Below are 25,637 nucleotides of genomic sequence, written 5' to 3' on the forward strand. Positions count from 1 at the left end.
TAGCGCTGTGACCACAAGCTACAACTGCACGTCAGAGGAACAACGCGCCGAAGGCCTGGAACACGCGCAGCGCGCCATCAACGAGAAAAAGTGCATCGTGATGCCGACGGACACCGTCTACGGCATTGCGGCCGATGCGTTCTCACCCCAGGCCGTGACCATGCTGCTTGTTTCCAAGGGCCGCGGCCGCCACATGCCGCCCCCGGTATTGATCCCACGCCCCAATGCATTGGACGGGCTGGCAAGCGATGTGCCGGAGGATGCCCGTAAACTGGCTGAGGCCTTCTGGCCAGGCGGGCTGACGCTGATCTTCCACGCCCAGCCATCCTTGGACTGGGACCTGGGGGAGACGCGCGGAACCGTGGCCTTGCGCATGCCCGACGACGAAATTGCGCTTGAACTACTCAACCGCACCGGCCCGCTGGCAGTGTCCTCGGCGAATCGCACCGGCCAACCGGCGGCGCAGACGGCATCCGAGGCGAGGACCCAGCTTGCTGAATCGGTCGAGGTGTACCTTGAGGGCGGGTTCCGGCCGGTCGTGGGAACGGAGTCCGTAGCATCCACGATTGTTGACGCCACCGCCGTGCCATTCCGGGTGGTCCGCGACGGCGCAATTTCCCTCGAGCGCCTCCGTGAGGTGGTTCCGGGCGTGTTGGGCTTGGGCGAAGAGGGGCCGGAAGCGGCGGGTGAAGCGGAAGCCGCGCCGGAAACGTCCACCGAACCAGTGCCCGAAGCGGTAGCGGAAAACCACGCTGAGGGCCCGGTTTCCGGTGAAGCAGCTGTTTCGGGGGAGACCAGGTCCGAATGAGCCTGGTCCGGGATCGTGTTCCCCTTTTGGACGTAGACGTCACTGCCTTGTGCGCCGACGAGCTGATCCAGGCCATGAGCGGGTTCGTTTCAGACGGCACCACCAGAGTGGTTCTTGGACACAATCTGCATAGCGTCACGCTGTTTCATTCGAGTCCGGATTTCCGGCTTCTTTATGAACGCAGTGACGTGGTGCTCCTGGACGGTGCGCCCGTCGCCATGCTCTGGGGGCTTTGCCGTCGGGGAAACTCACGCAGCGACGACCAGGGGTTGATGGAATACCGCTTGGGATCCACGGACTGGGTGCCCGCGCTCGGCGGTGTCGAAGGACTACGCAGGATTGCGGTCGTCGGGGCGGGTCCCGAGGCCAACGCCAAGACGGTCGAGCGTCTCCGCGGAATCGTCCCCGATGCCGAGGTCGCCGGCCGGCCCGGCGATAATTGGGACAATGACAGCGAAGAGTCCGTCGTTGCGTGGCTGGCGGAATTCCAGCCCCAGCTGGTTCTTCTTGGCTTGGGAATGCCGCTGCAGGAATCCGTCCTACACCGCCGCCTCGAGGAACTTCCGCCTGCCGTCTACTGCACGGTGGGCGGGGCGATTGAACAGTTGGCGGGCCTACAGAAACTCGCTCCCCGCTGGCTTGGTCGCCTCGGCCTCGAATGGGCTTGGCGACTCATCTTGCACCCGGGACGTGTCGCTTACCGGGTCTTCGGTGAACCGTGGATTCTGCTCGGCCTGCTGGTCCGCCGTCGGCTCTCGGGCAACAACACCACGGTGGATCGCAGTCCGGCCGAACACGAGCGCTAGAACTTCTGGTCCTCCAGCGGCCCGAAGCCTTTGTTCCGCAGACCCGCCGAGAATGCCCGGAACCACTCTGCGAGCCCCCGGAAGTCACCACGGGGGAGGAAATAGCCCAAGTAGCCCCCGACGTCGGCCACCATGGACTTTCCGCGGCGGTAGCGGCGGATCAAATAGCCGCGGTTGCGGTAGTAGAAGTAGCGCTTGAACGCTGAATCCGGAACGATCACGTGCCAGCGCGCGCCGAAGACATGCTTCGTCTCTGAAAAGGCATGGGGATGGGTGATCCAAGCGGTCGCGACCGTGCCGAAGCGTATCCCGGCTTTCCGGAGGCGGATCATGAAGTCCACTTCATCGCCCCGGATGAACAGCCGGATATCCGGCACCCCCACTTTGAAGAAAACGCTGGAGCGGATGAGCGCCCCGTTGAAGAAGTGCCCGACGTCGGGCAGGAACCCCGCCTTCTCGACCTCGGCGCGGTCGTGGGTCACCTTGCCGTCTATCCGAAAGAAGAAAGATAGTTTGTCCGGGTAGCCGGGGGCCACCACGAGGGGGACCACGGCATCGAGTCCTCGGGCTTCCGCTTCGCGAACCAGGGTCTCGAGACAGTCGGGGTCGCCGGGTTCGGCATCATCGTCCATGATCCAGACCCATTCAGCGCCGCTGGCTACCGCCTTGAGGATCGCAAGGGCGAAGCCGCCCGCCCCGCCCAGATTCGCCTCGGAGCGGACATAGTCCACTTTCGGATGAGCCGCTGCAACCTCCCGCGCAGGGGTGGTACCGCTGTCCACCAGACAGATGGTATCCACCGGTATGGACTGCTTGTCGACGGCGTCGAGCAGGACTTTAAGCTCTCCGGGGCGGTCAAAGGTCACGGCCGCAACGGCAACGGAGAGAGTCATGTAGGTTTCCTTCCGGGCAGCAGCGGGAGGGTCCTCCCGGCTCGCCCTAGGGGCGCGTGAAACGGAGCAAAGCCGCTGTTGCCGCTAGTATCTTGACAGAGTCCAACTGTAGTACAGCAATATTCGGCGGTGCGCAGCGGTGTTGCGGGTGTTGTGCCGGCAGCTAGTCGCCGGGGACAAAATCCACCACCACCGCCAACAGGAGCCGCCCACGTGATCATGTATTCGCTCATGATGCTCACGGCTGCCGTCGTGTCCTATCTCGCTACGTGGGTAGCTCGCCGGATGGGGAATAAGCTTCGGCTTTTTGCACCCATCCGCAGCCGCGATATGCACTCAGTGCCCATCTCACGGCTCGGCGGATTGGGCCTCTTCGCAGGCTTTGCCGTAGCCCTCGTGGTGGCGAGCAATTCGTTTTTCGTGAAGGACATCTTCCATGGGAACGGCGCGCCGTGGGGAATACTGGCCGGAGCGCTGGTGATCGTCGCGGTTGGCGTTGCCGACGATGTGATGGATATCCGGTGGTGGGTCAAGCTGATTGGCCAATGCACGGCCGGCACGATCGTCGCAGTTTGGGGCGTGCAGATGTCCGTGATTCCGTTTGTTCCGGAGCCCATTCGGATTGAAGGTGAGCCGCTGCGGATTATCCTGACCGCACTCCTTATCGTGACCACCATGAATGCCGTCAATTTCATCGATGGCCTCGACGGCCTGGCGGCGGGCGTTGCAGCTATTGGCGGGGTTGCGTTCTTCCTTACCGCATATTGGGTCCACCGCAATGCAACACTTACGGACAGATCGGATCTGGCGGCGCTCCTGATGGCGATCATCGTGGGGTGCTGCATTGGATTCCTGCCCCACAATTGGTTCCCGGCCAAGATTTTCATGGGTGACTCCGGGGCGATGCTCTTGGGACTCGTGATGGCCTCGGCCGGTGTGGTCTCTACCGGCCAGATCAGTTCCGGACTCTATGACCGTGCCAACGGCATTCCGACGATCGTCCCCATCCTGTTGCCGTTCGCGATTCTCTCGCTGCCGTTGCTGGACCTAGGCCTGGCGGTTTTGCGACGGACAGCCCGCGGACAATCGCCCTGGTCTGCCGACCGGGGACATTTACACCACAAGCTCATTGAGCTTGGCCACACACACCGCACGGCGGTGCTCATGATGTACGTGTGGACCTGCATTTTGGCCTTCGGAGGGCTGGCCTTTGCCATCTTCCCATGGCAGATGGTCCTCACAGTGGACATCGTGGCCGCGCTGATCATGGCTGGAGTGACAGCATGGCCATACTTTGCCCGAAAAGGGCGCGCTGCACGGTAGACGCTGTGTGACAAGGGCGTTATCATCACAGTTCTATCTCATGTAGAATTCTAGGGCGGACAGTCACTCGCCCGCGCACCCACCCTTTTTGAGACTTTGGCATTTTTGCCACGACGATTGGTATCCCCATGACTTCCAACGCCGGCGGACAACAGTCCGACTCGAGCGGCGTTGTTGCCTCCCGCTCCGCCTCTTCGCTGTGGCTACGGCTGCTCTTCCTCAGTTCAATAGCGGCCGTGCTGGCCCTCGTGGTGACTTCCGTCGTCGCGGCGGCAATGAATGGCGGCCAAGGGGTTCTTTCCGTCGCTTTCGGCGGCGTGCTGGTGATGGTGTTCTTTGCCATCAGCCTGCTGATCGGCCATTTCGTCGGTCGGGACAACCCTTCAGGAGCGGTCGGCCTCTTTGTGGCCAGCTACTTTGTCAAGGTTGTCGGGTTCGCCGTCGTGCTGTTTGTCCTCGGAGCACCCTCGTGGCTGCACGGTCGCTGGTTCGTGATTGGCGCCGTCGTCGCCGTCGTCTTTTGGCAAGCGGCCGAAATCTACGGCTTCAGCAAGGCCCGGCTGCAGATCTACAACGACCCTGAAGTACGCAAAGGGGGTAACGATGTTCACCCGTAAGAACAAAGGACGCGTCGCTACGCCCCACGCCGAAAAGCCCGGCGATTCCACTGAGTCCACGAGCGACGGAAGTGACGGCGGATACAACGCCGGCATAGCCGTCTTCAGCTACATTATTGGCGGGATCATAGTCTGGAGTTTGATAGGCTGGGGTCTGGATAATCTGTGGGGGACTCGCTGGATTGTGCTCCTTGGCGCTCTGCTCGGAGCCGCAGGAGGGTTCTATCTTTCCCATATGCATGGACTCACCAGTCAGCGGTTTTCTTCAGGTGAGAGCAAAGCAGACAACGGTCCGCCCCAGGACGGGGACAGAAATGCCAAATAATTCCACACGGGAAAAGGCTGCAAGAAACGCGGCCGGACCCTCACCAACGCCCAATGATGGACACTGCAGAGAGGAAACGCGTTGATCGCGCTTGCGCTCCCGGCCCAGGATTCAGGGACCTTCACCCCTCCCGGAATCGACCAAATGCACCTGCCGGCTATTCTGCCGTGGGGTGCGAGCGATGGCTTCTCCAAGCAAATGCTGCTGGTGATCCTGTCGGTCGTCCTTATCGCTACATTCTTCATCCTTGCTGCACGCAAGCAGCAGCTGGTTCCCGGCAAGCTGCAGTTCGCAGGCGAGATGGCCTACGGCTTCGTCCGCAACAGCATCGCCAAGGATATCATCGGCGGCCGTGACTTCATGAAGTTCGTGCCGCTCCTGTTCTCCCTGTTCTTCTTCATCTTGGTGAACAACATTTACGGCGCCATTCCCGTGATCCAGCTCCCGAGCTTCTCGCACGTCGGCGGGGCCTACGTACTGGCCGCTGTCGTGTATGTCACCTGGATTGGCATCGGTATCAAGAAGAACGGCCTGAAGTACTTCAAGCTGGCTACTGTTCCTTCCGGTGTCCCGTGGTACATCCTGCCGATCGTCGTGCCGATCGAAATCATCTCCAACTTCATGGTCCGGCCGGTCACCCACAGCCTTCGTCTCTTCGCCACCATGATGGCAGGTCACCTTATTGTAATGATCGCCGGCTCGGGCATTGAGTTCCTCGTCATGCAGGAGAACGTCCTTCTCAAGGGTGCATCCGTTCTGGTGCTCGCTGGTTCCATCGCCATGTACATGCTGGAAGCCCTGATCATGGTGCTCCAGGCATACGTCTTCACCCTTCTGACTGCGATTTACATCGAAGGCGCACTCCACGCCGACAGCCACTAGGCACAACCCCTCAATCTTCCCCCTCGGGGGTTGAAGCAAACCAAACAACCTGCCGCGACTGCGGCATCTTGAAAGGAAAACAATGAACGGCGATATCAACGGCTCCCTTAACCTCATTGGCTACGGTCTCTCCGCTATCGGCGGTGGTATCGGTGTGGGTCTCGTATTTGCTGCTTACATCAACGGTGTTGCACGTCAGCCGGAGGCCCAGCGCGTGCTCCAGCCGATCGCGTTCCTTGGTCTGGCTCTGACGGAAGCCCTCGCCATCCTCGGCCTGGTCTTCGCTTTCGTTCTCAAGTAAACCGCTAAGAACCAAGCGAACATTCAGAACCGAGTAGATAAGGACGGGTGAAATATGAATCAGCAGATCATCTCAGCCGCCGCTCAAGGCGCCGCGGAATCGGCTAATCCGCTCGTTCCCAACCCCTGGGAAATGGGCGTCGTCCTCGCTGGCTTTGCGGTCCTCTTTTACATCGTGGTCAAGTTTGTTGTCCCGATGTTCGAGAAGACTTTCGCCGAGCGTGCGGAGGCGATTGAGGGCGGAATTGCCAAGGCTGAAAAGGCTCAGGCTGAAGCTTCTGCAGCTCTTGAAGAGTACAAGCAGCAGCTCCAGGACGCCCGCGCCGAGGCTAACCGCATCCGCGAAGAAGCTCGTGCCGAAGGTGCCCAGATCCTCGCGGAGCTGAAGACCAAGGCAGCAGCGGAGTCGGCACGCATCACCGAGCAGGCGCACGCCCAGATCGAATCGGAGCGTCAGGCGGCTGTTGTCTCCCTGCGTTCCGAGGTGGGTACTTTGGCCACGACTTTGGCTGAGCGCATCGTTGGCGAATCGCTCAGCGATGACGATCGTGCCGCCCGCGTGGTGGACCGTTTCCTGGCAGATCTGGAGACCCAGAGCGCAGGTGCAGCTAAGTAATGGCAGGTGTATCGAGCGAATCGCTGACCAAAGCGCTGGAACAGTTGGAAGCCACGCTTCCCACGGCCTCGCTGCAGTTGGCTAAGGATCTCTTCGGAATCCTGGGAACGGTGGACAGCTCGGCTGGCTTGCGCCGCGCCCTGACTGACCCCTCTCGCAGCGGAGAAGAAAAGTCGGCGCTGGTCAAGCAGCTGGTTGGCGGGAAAGTCTCCGCTGATGCTGCGGAAATCGTGAGTGGATTGGCCAGCTCACGCTGGGCATCCGCACGCGATATCGGCGATGCACTCGAGACTCTTGCCGCCACGGTGGTTATCGCCGTGGCTGAAAACAAGTCGGCCGTTTCTGCCTCCGGAATCACGGGGCTGGAAGAGCTGGAAAACGATCTGTTTGCTTTCAACCAGGCCGTTGCTTCCAGCCACGAGGTACAACGTGCTCTGGGAGAGTCGCAGGCAAGCGCCGCGGCCAAGACCATCCTGGCGGGGAGGCTGGTTCCTGGCGCAAGCCCGGAATCCCAACTTCTCATTGGCCAGGCTGTGTCGCAGCCGCGCGGCATCAAGCCGAGCAAGCTCATCGACAACTTCGCCAAGCTTGCGGCCAAGCGCCAGCAGCGCTGGATCGCAACTGTCCGTGTCACCCGTCCGTTGACGGATGCGCAGACCAGCCGTCTGCAGGCCGGGCTTGACGCCCTCTACGGCCGCGAGCTGAAGGTCAACATTAGCGTTGATCCGACGTTGATCGGTGGAATCCGGGTCCAGGTGGGGGACGAAGTGCTTGACGCTTCGGTTATCGCCCGGCTGTCCGAACTCCGCCGGCAACTCGCTGGCTAGCCAGACAAGCACAACTTAACTGATACAAAAACCGGTCATCGTGAGCAACGATGATCACGAAACAGGAGAGCAGGGACTGCAGATGGCCGAATTGACCATCAACGCCGACGACGTCCGTAATGCGTTGAACGAGTTCGCGGCGTCCTACGAACCCGGAAACGCAGAGCGCGTAGAGGTCGGCCGTGTGACCGCCGCAAGTGACGGCATCGCCCGTGTTGAGGGTCTTCCCTCGGTCATGGCGAACGAGCTGCTTCGCTTCGAGGACGGCACCCTGGGCTTGGCCCAGAACCTCGACGTCCGCGAAATCGGCGTCATCATCCTCGGTGACTTCACGGGTATCGAAGAAGGTCAGGAAGTCCACCGCACCGGTGAAATCCTGTCCGTCCCGGTAGGCGACGCCTTCCTGGGCCGCGTGGTTGACCCGCTGGGCCAGCCGATCGACGACCTCGGCGAGATCAAGGCCGAGACCACCCGTGCACTGGAACTTCAGGCTCCGGGCGTGACTCAGCGCAAGTCGGTTCACGAACCCATGCAGACCGGTCTCAAGGCTATCGACGCCATGATTCCGATCGGCCGTGGCCAGCGTCAGCTGATCATTGGTGACCGCCAGACCGGCAAGACCGCCATCGCCGTCGACACCATCATCAACCAGAAGGCCAACTGGGCTTCTGGTGATGTGACCAAACAGGTCCGATGCGTGTACGTCGGTGTCGGCCAGAAGGCTTCCACCATCGCCGCTGTCCGGCAGACCCTGGAAGACCATGGCGCGCTGGAATACACCACGATTGTGGCTTCCCCGGCATCCGACCCGGCCGGCTTCAAGTACTTGGCTCCTTACGCGGGCTCGGCCATCGGCCAGCACTGGATGTACGGCGGCAAGCACGTACTGGTTATCTTCGATGACCTGTCGAAGCAAGCTGAAGCCTACCGCGCAGTATCCTTGCTGCTTCGCCGCCCGCCGGGACGCGAAGCGTACCCGGGTGACGTCTTCTACTTGCACTCCCGCCTGCTGGAGCGTTGCGCCAAGCTCTCCGACGAGCTGGGCGCAGGCTCGATGACCGGTCTTCCGATCGTTGAAACCAAGGCCAACGACGTCTCGGCCTACATCCCGACCAACGTGATCTCCATCACCGATGGCCAGATCTTCCTGCAGTCGGACCTCTTCAACGCCAACCAGCGCCCCGCTGTTGACGTTGGTGTGTCCGTGTCCCGCGTTGGTGGCGCGGCTCAGGTCAAGTCCATGAAGAAGGTGTCCGGTACCTTGAAGCTGGACTTGGCGCAGTACCGCGACATGCAGGCGTTCGCGATGTTCGCATCCGACCTTGATGCCGCTTCGCGCCAACAGTTGACCCGTGGCGCCCGCCTGATGGAACTGCTCAAGCAGGGGCAGTACTCGCCGTTCCCGGTCGAGGACCAGGTTGTGTCCATCTGGGCCGGCACCAAGGGCTACTTGGACGATGTCCCGGTTGAGGACGTCAGCCGTTTCGAGTCCGAGTTCCTGGAGCACCTCAAGCACAAGTCTTCTATCCTGACCACGCTGGCGCAGACCAACGTCCTGGACGACGACACCGCTGAAGCGCTGAAGTCCTCGATCATCGACTTCAAGAAGGGCTTTTTCGGAGAAGGCGATAACCGTTTGGTTGGTGCCGGCCACGAAGAGCACCAAGCGATTTCCGGCGGCGAAGTCGACCAGGAAAAGATCGTCAAGCAGAAGCGCTAGAGCATTGGTTCCCGGGCCTGCGGAATACGCAGGTCCGGGACCTTCGCCAAAGCCTTAGCCGCTGATCCATCGGGATCTTAGGAAAGGAAATGTATGGGAGCCCAGATCCGGGTCTACCGCCAGAAGATCAGCTCGACGACGTCGATGCGCAAGATCTTCAAGGCGATGGAACTGATCGCTACCTCGCGCATCGGTAAGGCCCGCGCCCGCGTTGCAGCTTCGACGCCCTACGCAAACGCGATTACCCGTGCTGTTTCTGCTGTCGCAAGCCAGAGCGAAATCGATCACCCGCTAGTCACCGAGCCAGAGCAGATCCGCCGTGCCGCCGTCCTGGTTATCACCTCGGACCGCGGTCTGGCTGGTTCTTACTCGGCGAGCGTGCTCAAGAAGGCCGAAGGACTCAATGAGCTTCTCCGCGCTGAGGGCAAGGAAGTCAAGACCTACCTGGTAGGCCGCAAGGCCCAGGCATACTTCGACTTCCGCAGCCGTTCCTACTCACGCGTGTGGACCGGCGGGACCGATTCTCCGGAATTCAAGACTGCCAGGGAAATCGGCGCTGCTCTTCTCGAAGAGTTCGCCAACGACTTCGCTGAGGGTGGCGTGGACGAGATCCACGTCGTTTACACCCGCTTCAAGTCGATGGTGACGCAGGAGCCCACGGTTATTCGTCTGCTTCCGCTCGAAGTTGAAGAGCAGGCCGTCAGTGAGTCCGAACTTCTGCCGCTTTACGAGTTCGAACCGGAATCGGAGCAGGTGCTCGACGCACTGTTGCCGCGTTACATCGAGTCCCGCATCTTCGCAGCTATGTTGCAAGCAGCAGCTTCCGAGCTCGCCGCCCGCCAGCGTGCCATGAAGTCAGCAGGCGACAACGCGACCGACCTGATCAAGAAGTACACGCGTCTGCGCAACACGGCCCGACAGGCTGAGATTACGCAGGAGCTTTCCGAAATCGTGGCCGGCGCCGACGCCCTGAACGCGTAGTTGCCGGTGCATGGTTCGGCGCAAGCTACCCCTGCACCAAACAGATAAACTTAACCCCACGCCATCTACTGAGTGAAGTGAGAGAGATGACTGCCACCGCTACCGAGCACGTAGCCGCAACGGCCGGCGCCACCGGCCGTATTGCCCGCGTCATCGGCCCGGTTGTCGACGTCGAATTCCCGGCTGACGCAATCCCGTCGATCTATAATGCACTCACCACCGAGGTAACCCTCAACGGTGAGACCAAGACCATCACGTTCGAGACCTCCCAGCACTTGGGTGACAACCTCGTCCGCGCCATCTCCCTGCAGGCCACCGACGGACTCGTCCGCGGAACTTCCGTGCGGGACTCCGGCGCCCCGATCTCCGTGCCTGTCGGCGACGGCGTCAAGGGCCACATCTTCAACGTTCTCGGCAAGCCGCTGGATGTTGACGAATCCGAGATCAAAGCTGACGCCTACTGGCCGATCCACCGGAAGGCTCCGGCTTTCGCCTCCCTCGAGGGCTCCACGGAGATGCTTGAGACCGGTATCAAGGTCATCGACCTTCTCACCCCGTATATCAAGGGTGGAAAGATCGGTCTGTTCGGTGGCGCCGGCGTCGGCAAGACTGTTCTGATCCAGGAAATGATCACCCGTGTTGCCCGCAACTTCGGTGGTACCTCGGTGTTCGCCGGTGTTGGCGAGCGTACCCGTGAAGGCAACGACCTCTGGGTTGAAATGGAAGAGGCAGGCGTTCTCAAGGACACCGCCCTCGTATTCGGCCAGATGGATGAACCGCCGGGAACGCGTCTGCGCGTGGCATTGTCTGCTCTCACCATGGCGGAGTACTTCCGCGATGTTCAGAACCAGGACGTGCTGCTTTTCATCGACAACATCTTCCGCTTCACCCAGGCTGGTTCTGAGGTCTCGACGCTGCTCGGCCGCATGCCGTCCGCTGTCGGTTACCAGCCGAACCTCGCCGACGAGATGGGCCTCCTGCAGGAACGCATCACCTCGACCAAGGGCCACTCGATCACGTCGATGCAGGCCATCTACGTGCCCGCTGATGACTACACCGACCCGGCTCCGGCAACGACCTTCGCGCACCTCGACGCGACCACGGAACTTTCCCGTGAAATCGCCTCCCGTGGTTTGTACCCGGCCGTTGACCCGCTGACGTCGACTTCCCGCATCCTGGACCCGCAGTACATCGGTAAGGACCACTACAACACGGCTGTCCGTGTAAAGCAGATCCTGCAGAAAAACAAGGAACTCCAGGACATCATCGCCATCCTCGGCGTTGACGAACTGTCCGAAGAAGACAAGATTGTCGTCTCGCGTGCACGACGCATCCAGCAGTTCCTGTCCCAGAACACCTACACCGCCAAGCAGTTCACCGGCGTCGAGGGCTCCACCGTGTCCATCAAGGACACCGTGGAAGGCTTCACGGCGATCTGCGATGGCGAGCTGGACCACATCGCAGAGCAGGCGTTCTTCAACGTCGGTGGCCTGGATGACGTCGAGCGCCAGTGGGCCAAGATCCAGGAACAGACCAAGTAGCATGGCTGAGCTCGAGGTTGAGATTGTCGCAGCGGACCACTTTGTGTGGTCCGGTGCGGCCAAGATGGTCAAGGCCCGCACCAGTGATGGTGAGATCGGGATCCTGCCAGGCCACTCGCCGCTCCTCGCCATTCTGGCTGAGGGCGAGCTGGCCATCGAGCCGGTATCCGGAGACCGCCTTTCGGTAGCTGTGGACGGTGGGTTCTTCTCCGTCGACAACAACCGCGTGGTGATCGTCGCTGACAACGCCCAGTTGGGCGATTCAGCTACTGCGGGGATCCGATAGCAAGACCTTGATGGACGAATCTGCCCTTCCGTTCATCGCCTTGGCAACTGCGTTTACGTTGCTGATCTTTACACTGTGCCTCGTCGGGGTGCGCCGCTTCAATTTGCGGCGTGCCCTGGGCACGGTTGACGCCTCCATTTGTACGGCTGGAAACAGTTGGCGAATGGGGGTTTGTCGTTATCAGGACTCGGAGCTCGAGTGGTTCCGCCTGCTCTCCCTCAGCTTCCGTCCGAAGCACAGCTTCCGCCGCAGTTCCTTGGAGCTTTTGGGGCGCCGGAAGCCCACGGAAGAAGAGCGAACGAAGCTTCAGCCCGACGTCGTCGTCGTGGAACTCCGGCATGAAGGCCAGTCGTTCATGCTGGCGATGAGATTTGACGCTTATGCGGGGTTGTCTTCCTGGCTGGAAGCAGGCCCTGTCGTGGGCGTCGGGACCTGGCGCTGAGGAGAGTGGACTTCCTTGATGCCATAAGCCTTGTCGATGGTCCATTCTTTTGGACCATCCTTGGTGCCGGAATCTTGGGCGCTGCATTCCTCCTCTTTCGGCGAAGCTGGCGCTGGATACTTTCCATTGTTGTTTCGCTTGTCGTGGCAACAGGAGTTATCGCAGTCATTCATTGGCTGCTCGTCAACGTTCTTACCGTGTTCCCGGAGGATCTACCCATTGATGTCCTCGCGTGGTCGGTGGTTGCCTGCTCAGCGCTGATGCTCTTTCTATTCCGGTTCGGTGCTTCTTCGTGGCGTGGAAGGAGTGTCGCCGCAGTCTCGTTCGTCGCGGTCTTGTCCCTCGCAGCGCTTCAGATCAACGGCTATTTTGGTCTCAACCACACAGCCTCGGATCTTCTGGGCCACAAAGTAGCGCGGATCCCGGAGCTTCGTGTCGGCTCCAATGAGGGTGTTCCCGAGACCCCGCCCGTGTCTGCACATGGTCGCGGAGAAGTCTGGAAGGCATCAATTCCAGGCACCGAATCCGGTTTTAAGGCACGGGAGGCTTTCATCTATTTACCGGCAGCCTACCGAACATCCGTCCGCAGCCAACTACCCGTCCTGGTCTTGTTTGCCGGCCAGCCTGGACGTCCCGCCGATTGGCTGGTCGGAGGGCGGCTTGAGGCCAGCATGAATACCTTCGCCGCCCGGAACGGAGGCGTGGCGCCGGTTGTGGTGGTGGTCGATCCCAATGGTTCCGACACCGCGAACACCATGTGCATGGATAGCCGGATAGCACGTGCAGACACTTATCTCTCGATGGATGTTCCGCGTTGGATCAACTCGACGCTCAAAGCGTCTGCCGACCCCGGCAAGTGGGCAGTCGGCGGGTTCTCCTTCGGGGGAACCTGCGCCTTGCAGATGGCTACTCTGCATCCTGAAATCTATCCATCCTTTATCGCTCTCTCGGGTGAGCGCGAGCCTTCGCTTGGTCCGGACCGCCAGCGGACCGTCCAGATCGCATTTGGCAGCGACTCCGCGGCCTTCGACGCACTGACTCCGCTGACGCTGATGGGGAAGCGGAGCTACCGCGGCCAGGCTGGCTTCATTGCCGTGGGGTCTGCTGACGACGCGTTCACCCGCTTTGCCACCGAGCTTGCCGTGGCAGCCCGCGGTTCGGGCTTTGATGTCAGGCAGGCTTCGGTCGCGGGCGTCGGTCATTCCTGGGCTGTGGCCGTGCAGGAGCTTCCCGCTGCAATGGAGTTTCTCGCTCCGAGGTGGGGACTCGCGAAATGAGCACCCAAGAAGCCCCGGTGGCCCACAGCCCGGCGGCGGGTCCAGAGGACATCGGGCCAGGGCGGAAGATGGTGGCAGCGCTTGCCCGGACCTTGGTTCGAAAAGTAACCACCCATATTGGTGCGATCCCCTTCACGGTGATAGTACTCGCGCTGTACCTTCTCGCTCCCGCGATTTTCGACGGCGATACCGGATTCACACCCGAGGTGTTGAGGCACCTCACGAGCGTCAGCGGTGGCGGATTGAGATCGGGGGATTGGTGGTCTATCTGGACTTCGATGTTCTTTGCCAACAACCCTTTCGACTACGTGACGAGCTCGTTGATGCTTGTTGTGCTACTGGGCTCCTTAGAGCGCAAGCTCGGATGGTTCCGCACGGCAGCAGGCTTCCTTGGCGGCCAATTCGCCGCGGTCACCGTTTTTCTGTTGGTGGTTCAGCTCGCTGCCTACGCTGACGACGGTTGGTTGGGACGGATGATGGACGCCAGGACTTCGGGACTCATTCCGGCAACCCTCTTCGTCTCGATGGCGGCCAGCGGCCTCCTGCCGACTCTTTGGCGTCGGCGCTTGAGGGCGACGGTTGTATCTTTGGTGCTCCTCCTGGTTCTCTACGTCGGAGATCCTTCTGCTGTCATGGCCCTGACAGGTGCGCTGCTGGGCTTGGGGGCCGGGCTGTGCTTCCAACTCGACCAGCGGATTCAACCAAGCCACCGTGCCACGAGACGTGAGACGCGAAACTTGTTGTCACTCATGGTGGCGATTTTCGGCGTCGGGCCCTTGGTCGCTGGCGCTTTCCGGAGCCCGGCGGGGCCGTTGGCCTTGCTCCGAGAGATGGTCTTGAATCCAGTTCCGACACTTAACCAGCTGCAGGCGAACTGTGGCGGGACCGTGGATATCAGTTGCTTGCAACTTGGACGGCAGGGCTATCCCGGGCCAGCCGGCGTAGCCCTCGCCGTCGTACCCGCGTTGCTTCTCGTGATTTGTGCGATGGGCATGCGCCAAGGACGCCGCTTGGCCCTGAAGATCGCCATCGGCGTGCAACTCGGCGTCGTGGCATTGTCGTTCGCCTATCTGGTTTTGTTTGCCAGCATTCCGCACTTTCCAGGACGCGGCCGCACCGTTGTCCTTGGCTCCGCGGTGTTCCATATCCTGACCCTCGCGCTGATCCCCTTGGTCCTGGCCATTCTGCTTTTCCTGTTCAGGGGCAACTTTGTGGTGGAGTCGAGGGAACCGCTTCGTAGGAAGATGTCGTGGTTGGTTGGCGGAACATGGCTGGTATTGGCGAGCGCGTACACCGGGGCGTGGCTCGGCACGGGCGGTATGGCGCACGACGGCGGCATCCTGGGACTCATTGCCGAACTCGCCCGGCAATATCTTCCCTTGCCGATCCCCACGGCTTTCGGGCGGGTGTTCGCGGACCGCAGCGCAGCTGAATCAATATTGTTCGCATGGTCGGGGATCCTCTTCTGGCTGGTGGCCCTTGCCGCGGTGTGGACGCTGCTTCTCAAACGGCAACACCGTCCTGGGGGAGACGATCCGGCCCGGTTGGCGGCCAGGGAATTGCTCAGGCGAGGCGGCGAGTCCCTGTCCTGGATGGCGTTATGGGAGCCGAACAAGTTCTGGTTCACCCCCGGAATGGACGCCGGCATTGCCTATCAACAGCACGGCAACGTCGCGCTGACCCTCGCGGGTCCGTTTGGCGATCCGGAACAAGTCCAGACCGCGACCGAGGGGTTTCTTGACTACTGCGCGCACCACGCGTTGGTGCCGTGCCTCTACTCCTGCACCGAGGAATTGTGGCCGATGCTGCAGTCCACGGGATTTCGGCGCATCGCCGTGGCCCAGGAAACCCGGCTCTCCATCCGCGACCTCGAATTCACGGGCAAGGCGTGGCAAAACGTCCGCACCGCAAAGAACCGGGCGCTCAAGGCCGGCGTTGAAGCCCGGTGGGGGCGCTACTCGGAATTCTCGCAACACATACGTTCCCAACTCGGGGAGGTGTCCGAAGAATGGGCTGCCAGGAAGAAAGTGCCTGAAATGGGCTTTACCCTGGGTTCCTTGGACGAGCTGATGGACGACGAAGTGCTGTGTTGCGTAGCCGTTGACGCCAAAGGGTTTGTCTACGGGGTTACCAGTTGGCTGCCCGTTTTCCGGGCGGGCCGGGTGACCAGCTGGACATTGGACTTCATGCGCCGGCGCGGCGATGCCTTTCCGGGCCTCATGGAATTCATGATTGCATCGGCGGTGCAGGAGTTGCGCCAGGGCGTGGAAGTCATTTCCTTGTCGGGCTCACCTTTGGCGGGGGACACGGCGGAATTCTCCGGCGGGGAAGCCGATATGGAGGGCATTCTCGATCTCGTGGGCAGGACTTTGGAACCTGTTTACGGATTCCGCTCGCTGGCGCGCTTCAAATCGAGGTTCCAGCCGGAGTACAGGACCTTGTATATGTACTACCAAGACAGCTTGGCGATTCCGGCGATCGGCGCGGCACTCAGCAGGGCATATTTGCCAGGACTGTCCGTTCGGCAAACTGCCAGGCTTCTCCGCACGCTCGTCGCCTGAGCCACCCAACTAGCTCGCATTTGTTGTCGTTTTGACGCCCCATAACGACCTCAAATGCGAGTTAGTTGGGAATGGAAAAGGGGTCCCGCATCGAGTGCGGAACCCCTTCATTGAATCCCGGAAGCAGAATTCAAGCAGTCAAACTAGACAGCAGTGACGCCGGTGGCCTGCGGGCCCTTGGCGCCCTGACCGATCTCGAACTGAACGCGCTGGTTCTCGTCGAGGGTGCGGAATCCGCCGGTCTGGATCTCGGAGTAGTGGACAAAGACGTCGCCTTCTGCGTCGTCCGGGGTGATGAAGCCGAAGCCCTTTTCAGCGTTGAACCACTTAACGGTGCCCAGTGCCATTTTTGTTTCTCCTCATTGTGGAACTTTAAGTCCGGCACACCGCGTGCCGGCCTTGGTTACTCCGCGAGAAGACCTGGTTTTCCGTCCAAGCCAAGCTTGGGTGGTGTCGCAGGAGCTTCACGCTCGCAACTCGTCTTGCGAGCATGAATCACACCTACACAAAGACTGCTACAACACTTTCATGGCGGATACTGGAGGTCAACGGTCTGTTCACGAATTCGGACAAATTTTAAGTAAAAAGAAGGTAACGGAAGAAAGCGCTCTCGCCATTGGGTGTGGGTGAATTCGGCTTAGGCCAGCCAATCTCCATTGCGCAATACCCCGGCGAGTTGTAGTTCCTTGTCCACGACCACGAGATCTGCCCGCAGGCCCCTGCGCAGTCCGCCCAGTTCGTCCGAGAGTCCCAAAACCGCGGCCGGAACCGTCGTCGCTGAGGAAACGGCATCGGCGAGCCCGACGCCGGCGGCAACGGTGCGCCGGACGACGTCGAGCATCGTGGCGGTACCGCCAGCGATGGAACCTGTGGCATCCAAGGTGGCCACCCCGTCCGTCACAGTCACCGGGGAAGGGCCTAACATGTAGTTTCCATCGGAAAGCCCGGCCGCTGCCATCGAATCGGTCACGAGGACGACGTTCGCGGCGCCCACCAGCTGAAACACGGTTGCCACGGTGCTTGGGTCGAGGTGGGTGCCGTCCGCAATCAGTTCCACCACGGCTTTGCCTTCCTGGGCCGAGCGCAGGCAGGCTGCTACAGGGCCGGGGGCGCGATGGTGCATCGGAGGCATGCCGTTGAACAAATGTGTCACAGTCGGCAATGAGCTGACGCCGTCGAAACCAGCGAATTCCAAGCCCTCCCGCGCTGCGGTGAGCGAGGCGGCTGCCGTTGCGTCGTCGCAATCCGTATGGCCGAGAGACGGCGTGACGCCGTGGAACGTCATCAGATCCACCAGCGCCGCCGCGCCCGGAAGCTCCGGAGCGTAGGTCATCGTGGCGAGCTTGCCGGCAGCGGCTTCGACCAGCTCGTTCATGAGATCCAGGTCCGGCTCAAGCAGGTAGGCGGGATTCTGCGCTCCACAACGGGCATGCGAAAGGAAAGGCCCCTCCAGATGAATTCCCGTGATGAGTCCTTCGTCGGCCAGGCGTACGTAAAGCTCGATGCCGCGGAGGAGGTCATCCCGGGATGCGGTGACCATGCTGGCGAGCAAGGTGGTGGTTCCGGAGCGGTGCAGGAAATCGATGGCTTTGCGTGCGGAGGATTCATCGGCACTCGGGAAGTCGCCGCCGTTGCCGCCATGGCAGTGCAGGTCCACGAATCCGGGAAGGATGTACCGTTCCGCTGGGAATTCGGTCCGGGGAGTTTCCTCGAAACCCTCGAAGGCTGCTTCGTGGAATTCGGCAGCCGGCCCGGCGAAGGCAATACGGTCGTCCTCCACCGCCACCAGGCCATCTTCGATCACCGAACCGTCGCTGACGATGGTTCCGGTAATCAGGTGGCGCACAGGCGCAGAAGAAGATAGAGGCCGGTCTGGTACAGTCATGCTTAGATTCTAGTTGCCGCTGCTTGCCTCTGACCCGGTTTACAGAGGATGAAGGCAAGGACCTGCGGATTATCTAGAACAAGCGCGACTCGCTGTCGTCTACCCCGCGCATGGCGTCATAGTCCAAGGTGATGCAGTCGATTCCGCGGTCGTTGGCAAGGACCTTCGCCTGCGGCTTGATCTGCTGGGCGGCGAAGATACCCCGCACGGGTGCCAGGAGCGGATCGCGGTTGAGGAGCTCAAGGTAGCGTGTGAGCTGCTCGACGCCGTCTATGTCGCCGCGCCGCTTCAGTTCGACGGCGACCGTTCCGCCGTCGCCGTCCCTGGCGAGAATGTCCACCGGACCGATGGCAGTGAAGTATTCGCGGCGGATGAGCGAATAACCGGCACCGAGGGTTTCGATCTGTTCTGCAAGCAGCCGCTGAAGATCGGCCTCGACGCCGTCTTTGATGAGCCCGGGGTCTGTGCCAAGGTCGTGGGCAGTGTCGTGGAGTTGCTCGTAGATGTTGATGATGAGCCTGTCATCGGTCTTGGCGGACTGAACCGTCCACTGCTCCACGACGCCCTCTTCCACTTCAGCCTCTTCCGGCGTCGTGACGCGCAGGGTGGCGGGCGGACTCATCCAGTTCAGCGGCTTGTAGGAGCCGCCGTCGGAATGGACCAGCACCGAACCGTCGGCTTTGACGAGCAAGAGCCGGGTGGCAAGCGGCAGGTGGGCCTTGAGTCGGCCAACGTAATCAACGGAACAGCGGGCTATGACGAGTCGCACCCGCCCTACTTTACTTCCTCTGCCGTTTGGGATCGGCAACTGCGGCAGAATGGAGTCATGCCCCGCTCCAACCGCCCCCGACGCACCGAATCAGCCAAAGCAAGCTGGAAACGCACAGGCGAGTCGCCCGAGCTGGACCTGGAACGTGCCCGTTCGGGGATCGCCCGCAGAGAAAGCGCCCCCGACGGCGACTGGATGGTCCGGACCATGACCGCGCGGAATGCCGAGAAAACCTATATTTGCCCAGGTTGTTCGATGGCCATCCTGCCCGGGATAGCCCACTTGGTGGTGTGGTCCGAGACACATCTTTTCGGCGAGGCCGCAGGTTTGGCGGAACGACGCCACTGGCACAACAACTGCTGGACAGGCCGGACCTACAGGTACCGTTAAGCACTTGAGACGGCCCGCTGAATCTTCCCACCTTTGGCCGGGGCGGCCCTTCGGAACACCCGGAATGACGGGGAGCCCGGACTGCGCTAACGGCCAAAAGCGGGAAAACCACGACGACGACGCTGCCGCCGAGCACTTAAGCTTGGAAGCATGAGTTTCGATCCTGCCTCCCTCGTTTTCAGTCAGCCGGAGTCTCCCACGGACATTCGCGCATCCACGGTTTTGCCGGCGCGCCGAGAGAACGTGGAGTTCCTCACTGAGGACGGCAAGCTGTTGGTGGGAGAGCTTGCATCGCCGGAATCCGGCGAAATCTCAGCAACCCTCATTACCTTGCATCCCTTGCCCACGCACGGTGGGTTCATGGATTCGCACGTCTATCGGAAGGCGTCCTATCGCCTTCCGGCACTGGCCGGCGTCGCGGTTTTGCGGTTCAACACGCGCGGGACGCACTCGCCGCGAGGTACTAGCCAGGGGCACTTCGAAGAAGGCATCGGTGAACGGTACGACGTCGAGGCCGCCGTTCGCTTCGCAGCCGAACGCGGGCTCCCGAACCGCTGGTTGGTGGGCTGGTCCTTTGGCACGGAGCTCGCCTTGATGTACGGGGCGGTTGAACCGATAGCGTCCCGAGTGGAGGGCGCTGTCCTGCTGTCTCCGCCCTTGCACCGGGCTACGGACGTGCATTTGAAGGAATGGGCTGCCTCAGGAAAGCCGTTGACGGTCCTGGTTCCGGAACACGACGATTATCTCCAGCCCGCTGAGGCCACCGAGCGTTTCGGCCTGGTGCCGCAGGCGCGCGTCCTGGGGATCGACGGCGCCAAGCACCTGTGGGTCGGGGAGAAGTATGCCGCCCGCGTCTTGGACGAGATCGTTGACGACGTCACGGAAACCGGTGCGGGACCCGATGGCCTGCCGCGCCGCTGGGCAGGCCCAGTGGCCACGGTCTGATGGGCACGGGCTAGTGGCGGTCCTGGCGGATGATAAAGACTTCCTTGATCAGGAGCATGATTGCCGCCGCCGTCGGGATGGCGATCAAAGCCCCCAGAATGCCCAGTAGGCTGCCGCCTGCGATCACGGAAATTACGGCCACTGCACCCGGGACGGCAACGGCCTTCTGCATAATGCGCGGAGAGATGAAGTAGGCCTCGAACTGCAGGTAAGCGACGTAGCAGACGGCATAGATCACTGCGGTCTGCCAGCTTGCGGTCAGGGCGACCAGAATGACCACCACAGCGGCAATCATTCCCCCCACCAGCGGAATGAAGGCAAGCAACGCAACCACGAAGGCCAGAAGGATGCTGAACGGAATGCCCAAGATGCTCATGACGATGAAGGCAAAGAGTGCGTTCAGCAAAGCTACGCACACCTGGCCGATCACGTAGTTGCCAACGGAGCGGGTGATTTCCTCTGACAGGGCTTCCACGCGGGGCCTGCGGGAGCGGGGCGCCAAGCGATAGCCCCACCTTTTCATGGCAGGCAGCGCACCGAGGAAGTACAGGCTGAGGACGAGGACGATGAGCGTCCCGAACACCCCGTTGGCCACAGTGGAACCGAAGCCGACGACGCCGCCGAAGATACCGCCCATTGCGTCAGGGTTCTTGACGAATTTGTCCAGCTCCTGACTGATCTTGTCGCGGACGCCAAACTGGCTGTCGATGGAGCGGAAGAAATCTGAGTTCATGAAGCCCCGGATCCAGTCCGGAGCCTGCTGCACGATCTGCGAGACCTGTTCCACGATGGTCGGGATGAGCGTGCTGAAAAACGCTGCCACTCCGGCAACAAGGGCTCCGACTGCGATGGCGACTCCGGCGGGCCGGGGAACCTTGCTCATTTCGAGCCAGCGGACCACGGGATCCAAGCCCAGTGCAATGAACAATGCGGTCACGATCCACAACAAGAGCTGGGCGGTATTGGTGCCGATGTAGTACAGCAAAAGGGCTATGCCGACGCCGGCCGTACCCATGAAGCCGACATACAGCGGATGCTGCGCGGACATCCTTGGACCGGGGGAACCGAACTTCGGACCAGCGGATTCATCCTCGGCCTCGGCTGCCAGATCCTGCTCAAGCTCGGGAGGCATCTCGAAACGGACCCGCGGTTGGGCGCCAGGAATGGGCTGGCGGAGGCGGCGGACGAAGGAAGCCATGAGGCCCTCACCGTGATCTTTGCCATCGTGGGCAGACCCATGAGCCACAGCATCCGGGCTGGTCCCCGGTTGTTGCTCGGCGGGTGTCGGGTCCTTGCGCTCTTTCACGTGTTCAGCTGCCTTTTCGTTCGGCTGTCAGGCTCCGGAGAACGCCCGATCTCATGTTGTTCGCCACACTATCAGCAGGCCGGAATTGGCGAATTCTAGGGGGGAAACGGTGTGTCGGGAAGCCTTTCGGGAGGACCCCGAACTGACTCATTGGTAACAAAACCGTTACCCTTGAAGTTCAACGACCGCTGATGATTGGTATTCCTGTGCGATTGAAGACTGCAGTTTCGCTGGTGCTGCTTGGCCTGCTGACACTGTTGGCCGGCATTGGCCAGCTGACCTTTTGGGCTCCGGCCGAGACCGTGACCGCGTCCGCCCCGGGCGACTCCAAGCCCGCTCCGCTGACGGTAATCACCCACGACGTGCTGGCCCATAAGGGCGGCCCCACGCAAATCAGCATTAAGGGAGACGGCAACTTCGTGTTGGCCGTTGGACGCCCGGATGACGTCGATGCGTGGGTAGGCAAGACCGCGCACAACAGCATCACCGGAGTGTCCGAGGACGGTAAGTCCCTCCAGCTTTCCAGCACCGACGGCGAGGCCAAAGCCCCGTCCCCGGCTGGATCGGATATGTGGGTTGAAACGCAGAACGCGAGCGGCCAGTTGGACTACACTTGGACCCCGCCCGCGAGTGGCAACTGGTCTCTCCTGTTGGCCAGCGATGGAACCAAGCCGGCGCCATCGTCGGTCTCCGTAACATACGCCAACGATGCCAGCATGCCGTGGGCCGTCCCGCTCATCGTCATTGGCGCGATCCTCATCGTCGCTGGTGCGGCGCTGCCGTTCGTCAGCAAGTTCACTGGCCGCCGAGGCAAAGGCGGCCGGCGCAAGGGCTTTGGTCCAGGCGAACCGGCGGCCAGGGAGAAGACGGAAGCCGCTAAGGACACGGCCGCCGGGGATGCTACTACCGACGTCGATGCTACCGACGTCGATACCGCTGCCCAGGAAACCAAGAAGGGTCCCGGCGGTCCCGCGCTCCGTATTTCGGCCGTGGCTGCCGCCGTCGTGGCGGCCCTCGTGGGTGGCACTGCGGTGGGCGCCGCCCAGGCGGCCGAGACCCCGTCCCCGACGGCGAGTCCCTCATCGACGGCCGGTGCGCAGACTACCCCGGTGGTGGTCGACGCACAGCTGAAGCGGATCTTGGACCAGGTTGCCAGCGCAGTGACCGCCGGGGATGCCGCACGTGATGCTGCCAAGCTCGCCCCACGGGTTGACGGCACGGAGCTGCAGGTTCGCACGCAGAACTACAAGATCCGGTCCCAAGTTGCCACGCACGAGGCCCGGATGCCGGTGCGGTCCAGCAAATTGCTGGGTAGTGTCATTTCCACGCAGCGAACCTGGCCGCGCACGGTCATCGCCTTGACGCAGGGCGAGGGAAACGTGGTTCCCCAGGTCCTGACCCTCGTCCAGGCCTCGCCGCGTGAGAACTATAAACTGAAGAACACCTCTCCGCTTCAGCCTGGAACTTCGTTCCCTGCGATCCCGTTGGGTGGAACCGAGCAAGTGGCGGCCAATGACAAGACCGGCCTGCAATACAGCGGCACGGAGGCACTCGCTGCCCTGAGCGACCGCTTGACGAAGGCGGATTCGGTGTACAAGGACAAGCTGGTGGAGGGAACAAACTCGCCATACATTGCGGATGTCCTCGACTACCAGGCGAGCACGGTGAAGTCGGGGACCAATGGAGACTTCACCTTCACGCACACTCCTTCCCCGGAGGATACGGCGGTGTTCCGGACCTCGGACGGCGGAGCGGTAGTCGTGGGAAAGCTGAATTTCGATTTCACGAGCAAGCCCAAGGCTGATGGCGACACGCTGACGGTAGACAAAGCCGCGGCTGTGCTCGCGGGCGGCGATTCCACCACGGTGGGCCTTGTCCAGACCTTCGCGGAATCGGTGGCCTTGTACATTCCGCCGGCGGGCTCGACTTCTCCCATGAAGCTCGTCGCGGCTGTCCGCGGTCTGGTCGGGGCCAGCTTCAAGTAGGAAAATGCTGTTCTTGCAGCGGCTAGAGTGGACGGTATGAGTTCGCCAGGATCCCGTCCCGTCTCTCCAGCCGCTGCAAGCCAGCTCAACCTTCGCGGCGCCGTCGACCTCTCTGCTTTGCGGCGCCCGGCGCCCGCGGCACCGAGCGGCGCCCCGGCCGGCTCCGGGAGCAATCCCGGAAGCCAACAACCACTGCGCGTGGATGCCACCGAGGCAAATTTCCAGGACCTCGTCCAGCTGTCCGCGCAGATTCCCATCCTCTTCCTTTTGTGGTCCAACCGCTCCCTGGAGGCTTCGACCCTGCTGCATAGCTTCGAAGGCGTCGTTGAAGGCTACGCCGGCAAAGTAGTGCTGGCCGCCGCTGACGTTGACGCGTTCCCGCAGCTCGCCCAGGCATTCCAAGTCCAGGCCATCCCCACCGCCATCGCGGTCTTGAAGGGACAGCCGGTGCCGCTCTTCGAGGGCCCCGCTTCGGATCAGGAAATCCGCAGCCTCATCGATGAACTCCTGAAAGTGGCCGAAGCCAACGGCGTGACGGGAAGCATCGGCGCAGGGGTGCCGGCAGGGGAGGCTCCCCCTCTGCCGCCGCTGCACCAGGCGGCTTTCGATGCCATCGAAGCCGGGGACTACGCCGCTGCCGCGAGGGCTTACCGCCAGGCGCTTGCCGAGAAGCCGGCAGATGCCGAGGCGAAGGCCGGGCTGGCCCAAGTGGAATTGATGGGGCGCATTGAGTCCCTGAGCGCAGCCGAAGCAGAGGCCGTGCGACAGCAGGCGGCGGAAGAACCGGACAACCTCGAGGTGCAGCTCAGCGTCGCGGACCTGGACATTTCGGGTGGACACGTCGAGGATGCGTTCAACCGCATCATTGCTTTTATCGGCCGCAACTTCGGGCCGGAGCGCGAAACGGCGCGCGTACGCCTCCTGGAACTGTTCGACGTCGTCGGCATTTCGGACGAACGTGTTGCCAAAGCGCGGCAAGGTCTCGCGCGGGTTCTCTTCTGATGGCGCAGCCTGCTCTGTTCAGCCCGCTTCGGTTGCGCTCGCTGACCGTAGCGCATCGCGGCTGGGTTTCGCCGATGTGCCAGTACAGTTGTTCGCCCGACGGCGGGGGAGGCGTGCCCAACGATTGGCACTTGGTGCATCTTGGGGCGTTTGCCACAGGTGGTGCGGCACTCATCCTCACCGAGGCGGCGGCCGTCAGTCCCGAGGGCAGGATCAGCCCCCGGGATGCCGGCCTGTATTCGGATGAGCAGGCTGCTGGGTGGGAGCGGACGGTCGACTTCGTCCACCGCAATAGCGCTGTCGGCGGCAAGATCGGCGCCCAACTGGCGCACGCAGGCCGCAAGGCTTCCACCTACTGGCCCTTCGCTGAAGAGAGCGGATCCGTCGCGGAGTCCGACGGCGGTTGGGTGACTCGGGGTCCGGGTGCCGAGCCTTTTGCCGGGCTCGCCGCTCCTGTTGCCATGACGGAGGCCGATATTCAGGCCGTTATCTCCGACTTCGCGGCGGCAGCATCGCGGGCCGTGGACGCGGGCTTCGACACGGTCGAGATTCACGGCGCGCATGGCTACTTGCTGCACGAGTTCCAGAGCCCGCTCATCAACAAGCGCAAGGATGCCTGGGGAGGCAGCGAGACGGGCCGGAACCGCTTGACGCTAGCGGTCATCGACGCCGTTCGTGCCGTCATCCCGGATTCGATGCCGTTACTGCTCCGGATCTCCGCGAGCGACTGGGCCGAGGGCGGCGTGGACATTGACGCCTCAGTGCGCCTCGCGCGATCGGCGTCTGAGCACGGTGTTGACTTGGTGGACGTCTCCAGCGGGGGAGCTGTGGCCCACCAGCAGATCAAGGCCGGTCCCGGCTATCAGACAGGATTCTCCGCGCAGATCCGGCGCGAGGCCAACGTCCCTACCGGGGCTGTTGGATTCCTGACCGCCTCGGGACAAGCTGAACACACAGTGGCTACCGGCCAAGCCGACGGCGTGTTCATGGCACGTGCGGCCCTCCGTGATCCGCACTGGTGGCTTCGTGCCGCCTTTGAGCTCGGCTACCCCCTGGAGTGGGCGCCACAGTATCAGCGTGCAGTGCCACGGCATAGCTTCTGAGGCGCAGCCATCCTGAGAACTCATCCTTTGGGATGAGACAGGTCCGG

Annotated in this window: 26 protein-coding genes; 21 read left to right on the forward strand and 5 right to left on the reverse strand. The window is 61.9% G+C overall.

Annotated features, from left to right (window positions below; genetic code table 11):
• Positions 1–7 precede the first annotated feature (7 nt).
• Positions 8–808, forward strand: a complete 801-nt coding sequence (locus ABD884_RS05410; RefSeq protein ID WP_345039283.1) for an L-threonylcarbamoyladenylate synthase — start codon at positions 8–10, stop codon at positions 806–808.
• A complete protein-coding gene (locus tag ABD884_RS05415; protein WP_345039290.1) occupies positions 805–1,614 on the forward strand; it encodes a WecB/TagA/CpsF family glycosyltransferase in 810 nt (269 codons plus the stop codon). Before ABD884_RS05410 ends, ABD884_RS05415 begins: the two co-directional genes overlap by 4 nt.
• On the opposite strand, the gene ABD884_RS05420 is transcribed toward ABD884_RS05415, so the two are convergent.
• Complete coding sequence (locus ABD884_RS05420) at positions 1,611–2,507, reverse strand: glycosyltransferase (protein WP_345039295.1); 897 nt, start codon at positions 2,505–2,507, stop codon at positions 1,611–1,613. The genes ABD884_RS05415 and ABD884_RS05420 overlap by 4 nt on opposite strands.
• A gap of 213 nt (positions 2,508–2,720) precedes the next feature.
• Between ABD884_RS05420 and ABD884_RS05425 the strand changes: the two genes are divergently transcribed.
• From ABD884_RS05425 to ABD884_RS05490, 14 genes are all read left to right on the forward strand, one after another.
• Complete coding sequence (locus ABD884_RS05425) at positions 2,721–3,830, forward strand: MraY family glycosyltransferase (protein WP_345039309.1); 1,110 nt, start codon at positions 2,721–2,723, stop codon at positions 3,828–3,830.
• A gap of 128 nt (positions 3,831–3,958) precedes the next feature.
• Positions 3,959–4,447, forward strand: a complete 489-nt coding sequence (locus ABD884_RS05430) for a Cg1360 family ATP-synthase-associated protein (RefSeq protein ID WP_345039313.1) — start codon at positions 3,959–3,961, stop codon at positions 4,445–4,447.
• Positions 4,434–4,772 carry a hypothetical protein gene (locus ABD884_RS05435; protein WP_345039318.1) on the forward strand — a complete coding sequence of 113 codons (339 nt, stop codon included), beginning with the start codon at positions 4,434–4,436 and terminating at the stop codon, positions 4,770–4,772. Before ABD884_RS05430 ends, ABD884_RS05435 begins: the two co-directional genes overlap by 14 nt.
• An 81-nt stretch (positions 4,773–4,853) precedes the next feature.
• Complete coding sequence (gene atpB, locus ABD884_RS05440; protein ID WP_028264752.1) at positions 4,854–5,654, forward strand: F0F1 ATP synthase subunit A; 801 nt, start codon at positions 4,854–4,856, stop codon at positions 5,652–5,654.
• 82 nt (positions 5,655–5,736) lie between these two features.
• Positions 5,737–5,955, forward strand: a complete 219-nt coding sequence (gene atpE / locus ABD884_RS05445) for an ATP synthase F0 subunit C (RefSeq protein WP_028264751.1) — start codon at positions 5,737–5,739, stop codon at positions 5,953–5,955.
• 54 nt (positions 5,956–6,009) lie between these two features.
• Complete coding sequence (locus ABD884_RS05450) at positions 6,010–6,570, forward strand: F0F1 ATP synthase subunit B (protein WP_028264750.1); 561 nt, start codon at positions 6,010–6,012, stop codon at positions 6,568–6,570.
• The gene (locus tag ABD884_RS05455; protein WP_345039334.1) at positions 6,570–7,397 is read left to right on the forward strand and encodes a F0F1 ATP synthase subunit delta; all 828 of its coding nucleotides are present in this window, start codon (positions 6,570–6,572) and stop codon (positions 7,395–7,397) included. Before ABD884_RS05450 ends, ABD884_RS05455 begins: the two co-directional genes overlap by 1 nt.
• An 82-nt stretch (positions 7,398–7,479) precedes the next feature.
• A complete protein-coding gene (gene atpA / locus ABD884_RS05460; protein WP_028264748.1) occupies positions 7,480–9,117 on the forward strand; it encodes a F0F1 ATP synthase subunit alpha in 1,638 nt (545 codons plus the stop codon).
• A 93-nt stretch (positions 9,118–9,210) separates the two neighbouring features.
• A complete protein-coding gene (locus tag ABD884_RS05465) occupies positions 9,211–10,098 on the forward strand; it encodes a F0F1 ATP synthase subunit gamma (RefSeq protein WP_345039342.1) in 888 nt (295 codons plus the stop codon).
• An 86-nt stretch (positions 10,099–10,184) separates the two neighbouring features.
• Positions 10,185–11,639: a F0F1 ATP synthase subunit beta gene (gene atpD, locus ABD884_RS05470; RefSeq protein ID WP_028264746.1), complete on the forward strand. Its 1,455-nt coding sequence runs from the start codon at positions 10,185–10,187 to the stop codon at positions 11,637–11,639.
• A 1-nt stretch (position 11,640) separates the two neighbouring features.
• Entirely contained in the window at positions 11,641–11,925 is a 285-nt protein-coding gene (locus ABD884_RS05475; RefSeq protein ID WP_028264745.1) for a F0F1 ATP synthase subunit epsilon, read from the forward strand.
• A 10-nt stretch (positions 11,926–11,935) separates the two neighbouring features.
• Positions 11,936–12,367, forward strand: coding sequence for a DUF2550 domain-containing protein (locus tag ABD884_RS05480; RefSeq protein ID WP_028264744.1), 432 nt, complete (start codon positions 11,936–11,938; stop codon positions 12,365–12,367).
• Positions 12,368–12,372: 5 nt separating this feature from the next.
• On the forward strand, positions 12,373–13,644 hold the full coding sequence (locus tag ABD884_RS05485; RefSeq protein WP_345039370.1) for an alpha/beta hydrolase-fold protein: 1,272 nt from the start codon (positions 12,373–12,375) through the stop codon (positions 13,642–13,644).
• Positions 13,645–13,712: 68 nt separating this feature from the next.
• Positions 13,713–16,205 (forward strand): bifunctional lysylphosphatidylglycerol flippase/synthetase MprF, encoded by a 2,493-nt coding sequence (locus tag ABD884_RS05490; protein ID WP_376954527.1) that lies wholly within the window; start codon positions 13,713–13,715, stop codon positions 16,203–16,205.
• 143 nt (positions 16,206–16,348) lie between these two features.
• Here ABD884_RS05490 and ABD884_RS05495 read toward each other — a convergent pair whose 3' ends face one another.
• The 3 genes from ABD884_RS05495 to nucS all read right to left on the reverse strand — a co-directional run bounded on the left by ABD884_RS05495 (position 16,349) and on the right by nucS (position 18,859).
• Positions 16,349–16,552, reverse strand: a complete 204-nt coding sequence (locus ABD884_RS05495) for a cold-shock protein (RefSeq protein ID WP_028264741.1) — start codon at positions 16,550–16,552, stop codon at positions 16,349–16,351.
• A gap of 290 nt (positions 16,553–16,842) precedes the next feature.
• A complete protein-coding gene (gene nagA, locus ABD884_RS05500) occupies positions 16,843–18,090 on the reverse strand; it encodes an N-acetylglucosamine-6-phosphate deacetylase (RefSeq protein ID WP_345039390.1) in 1,248 nt (415 codons plus the stop codon).
• Positions 18,091–18,163: 73 nt separating this feature from the next.
• A complete protein-coding gene (nucS, locus tag ABD884_RS05505) occupies positions 18,164–18,859 on the reverse strand; it encodes an endonuclease NucS (RefSeq protein ID WP_345039396.1) in 696 nt (231 codons plus the stop codon).
• 57 nt (positions 18,860–18,916) lie between these two features.
• Here nucS and ABD884_RS05510 point away from each other — a divergent pair, with 57 nt between their 5' ends.
• Both ABD884_RS05510 and ABD884_RS05515 read left to right on the forward strand, forming a co-directional pair.
• Positions 18,917–19,249 carry a hypothetical protein gene (locus tag ABD884_RS05510; RefSeq protein ID WP_028264738.1) on the forward strand — a complete coding sequence of 111 codons (333 nt, stop codon included), beginning with the start codon at positions 18,917–18,919 and terminating at the stop codon, positions 19,247–19,249.
• Between the two features lie 150 nt (positions 19,250–19,399).
• Positions 19,400–20,194: an alpha/beta hydrolase gene (locus ABD884_RS05515; protein ID WP_345039404.1), complete on the forward strand. Its 795-nt coding sequence runs from the start codon at positions 19,400–19,402 to the stop codon at positions 20,192–20,194.
• Between the two features lie 10 nt (positions 20,195–20,204).
• On the opposite strand, the gene ABD884_RS05520 is transcribed toward ABD884_RS05515, so the two are convergent.
• Entirely contained in the window at positions 20,205–21,392 is a 1,188-nt protein-coding gene (locus tag ABD884_RS05520) for an AI-2E family transporter (RefSeq protein WP_376954525.1), read from the reverse strand.
• Between the two features lie 299 nt (positions 21,393–21,691).
• Between ABD884_RS05520 and ABD884_RS05525 the strand changes: the two genes are divergently transcribed.
• Genes ABD884_RS05525 through ABD884_RS05535 form a run of 3 tightly spaced genes read left to right on the forward strand, consistent with a single transcriptional unit; the run spans position 21,692 to position 25,590 of the window.
• Complete coding sequence (locus tag ABD884_RS05525) at positions 21,692–23,485, forward strand: DUF8094 domain-containing protein (protein WP_345039415.1); 1,794 nt, start codon at positions 21,692–21,694, stop codon at positions 23,483–23,485.
• A 36-nt stretch (positions 23,486–23,521) separates the two neighbouring features.
• Positions 23,522–24,487 (forward strand): tetratricopeptide repeat protein, encoded by a 966-nt coding sequence (locus tag ABD884_RS05530; RefSeq protein ID WP_345039421.1) that lies wholly within the window; start codon positions 23,522–23,524, stop codon positions 24,485–24,487.
• Complete coding sequence (locus tag ABD884_RS05535) at positions 24,487–25,590, forward strand: NADH:flavin oxidoreductase/NADH oxidase (protein WP_345039425.1); 1,104 nt, start codon at positions 24,487–24,489, stop codon at positions 25,588–25,590. The genes ABD884_RS05530 and ABD884_RS05535 overlap by 1 nt, the downstream gene beginning before the upstream one ends.
• Positions 25,591–25,637: the final 47 nt, after the last annotated feature.

Origin of the sequence: Arthrobacter methylotrophus, assembly GCF_039539965.1 — a bacterium.
In the GTDB taxonomy this organism is placed as follows: Bacteria; Actinomycetota; Actinomycetes; order Actinomycetales; family Micrococcaceae; genus Arthrobacter; species Arthrobacter methylotrophus.

Excerpts from the sequence above, each read along its gene's own strand:
- ABD884_RS05415 (WP_345039290.1), top strand. The coding sequence starts at position 805 with ATGAGCCTGGTCCGGGATCGTGTTCCCCTTTTGGACGTAGACGTCACT.
- ABD884_RS05420 (WP_345039295.1), bottom strand. The coding sequence starts at position 2,507 with ATGACTCTCTCCGTTGCCGTTGCGGCCGTGACCTTTGACCGCCCCGGA.
- ABD884_RS05430 (WP_345039313.1), top strand. The coding sequence starts at position 3,959 with ATGACTTCCAACGCCGGCGGACAACAGTCCGACTCGAGCGGCGTTGTT.
- ABD884_RS05435 (WP_345039318.1), top strand. The coding sequence starts at position 4,434 with ATGTTCACCCGTAAGAACAAAGGACGCGTCGCTACGCCCCACGCCGAA.
- atpE (WP_028264751.1), top strand. The coding sequence starts at position 5,737 with ATGAACGGCGATATCAACGGCTCCCTTAACCTCATTGGCTACGGTCTC.
- ABD884_RS05450 (WP_028264750.1), top strand. The coding sequence starts at position 6,010 with ATGAATCAGCAGATCATCTCAGCCGCCGCTCAAGGCGCCGCGGAATCG.
- ABD884_RS05455 (WP_345039334.1), top strand. The coding sequence starts at position 6,570 with ATGGCAGGTGTATCGAGCGAATCGCTGACCAAAGCGCTGGAACAGTTG.
- atpA (WP_028264748.1), top strand. The coding sequence starts at position 7,480 with ATGGCCGAATTGACCATCAACGCCGACGACGTCCGTAATGCGTTGAAC.
- ABD884_RS05465 (WP_345039342.1), top strand. The coding sequence starts at position 9,211 with ATGGGAGCCCAGATCCGGGTCTACCGCCAGAAGATCAGCTCGACGACG.
- atpD (WP_028264746.1), top strand. The coding sequence starts at position 10,185 with ATGACTGCCACCGCTACCGAGCACGTAGCCGCAACGGCCGGCGCCACC.
- ABD884_RS05475 (WP_028264745.1), top strand. The coding sequence starts at position 11,641 with ATGGCTGAGCTCGAGGTTGAGATTGTCGCAGCGGACCACTTTGTGTGG.
- ABD884_RS05480 (WP_028264744.1), top strand. The coding sequence starts at position 11,936 with ATGGACGAATCTGCCCTTCCGTTCATCGCCTTGGCAACTGCGTTTACG.
- ABD884_RS05490 (WP_376954527.1), top strand. The coding sequence starts at position 13,713 with ATGGTGGCAGCGCTTGCCCGGACCTTGGTTCGAAAAGTAACCACCCAT.
- ABD884_RS05495 (WP_028264741.1), bottom strand. The coding sequence starts at position 16,552 with ATGGCACTGGGCACCGTTAAGTGGTTCAACGCTGAAAAGGGCTTCGGC.
- nagA (WP_345039390.1), bottom strand. The coding sequence starts at position 18,090 with ATGACTGTACCAGACCGGCCTCTATCTTCTTCTGCGCCTGTGCGCCAC.
- ABD884_RS05510 (WP_028264738.1), top strand. The coding sequence starts at position 18,917 with ATGCCCCGCTCCAACCGCCCCCGACGCACCGAATCAGCCAAAGCAAGC.
- ABD884_RS05515 (WP_345039404.1), top strand. The coding sequence starts at position 19,400 with ATGAGTTTCGATCCTGCCTCCCTCGTTTTCAGTCAGCCGGAGTCTCCC.
- ABD884_RS05520 (WP_376954525.1), bottom strand. The coding sequence starts at position 21,392 with ATGGCTTCCTTCGTCCGCCGCCTCCGCCAGCCCATTCCTGGCGCCCAA.
- ABD884_RS05525 (WP_345039415.1), top strand. The coding sequence starts at position 21,692 with ATGATTGGTATTCCTGTGCGATTGAAGACTGCAGTTTCGCTGGTGCTG.
- ABD884_RS05530 (WP_345039421.1), top strand. The coding sequence starts at position 23,522 with ATGAGTTCGCCAGGATCCCGTCCCGTCTCTCCAGCCGCTGCAAGCCAG.
- ABD884_RS05535 (WP_345039425.1), top strand. The coding sequence starts at position 24,487 with ATGGCGCAGCCTGCTCTGTTCAGCCCGCTTCGGTTGCGCTCGCTGACC.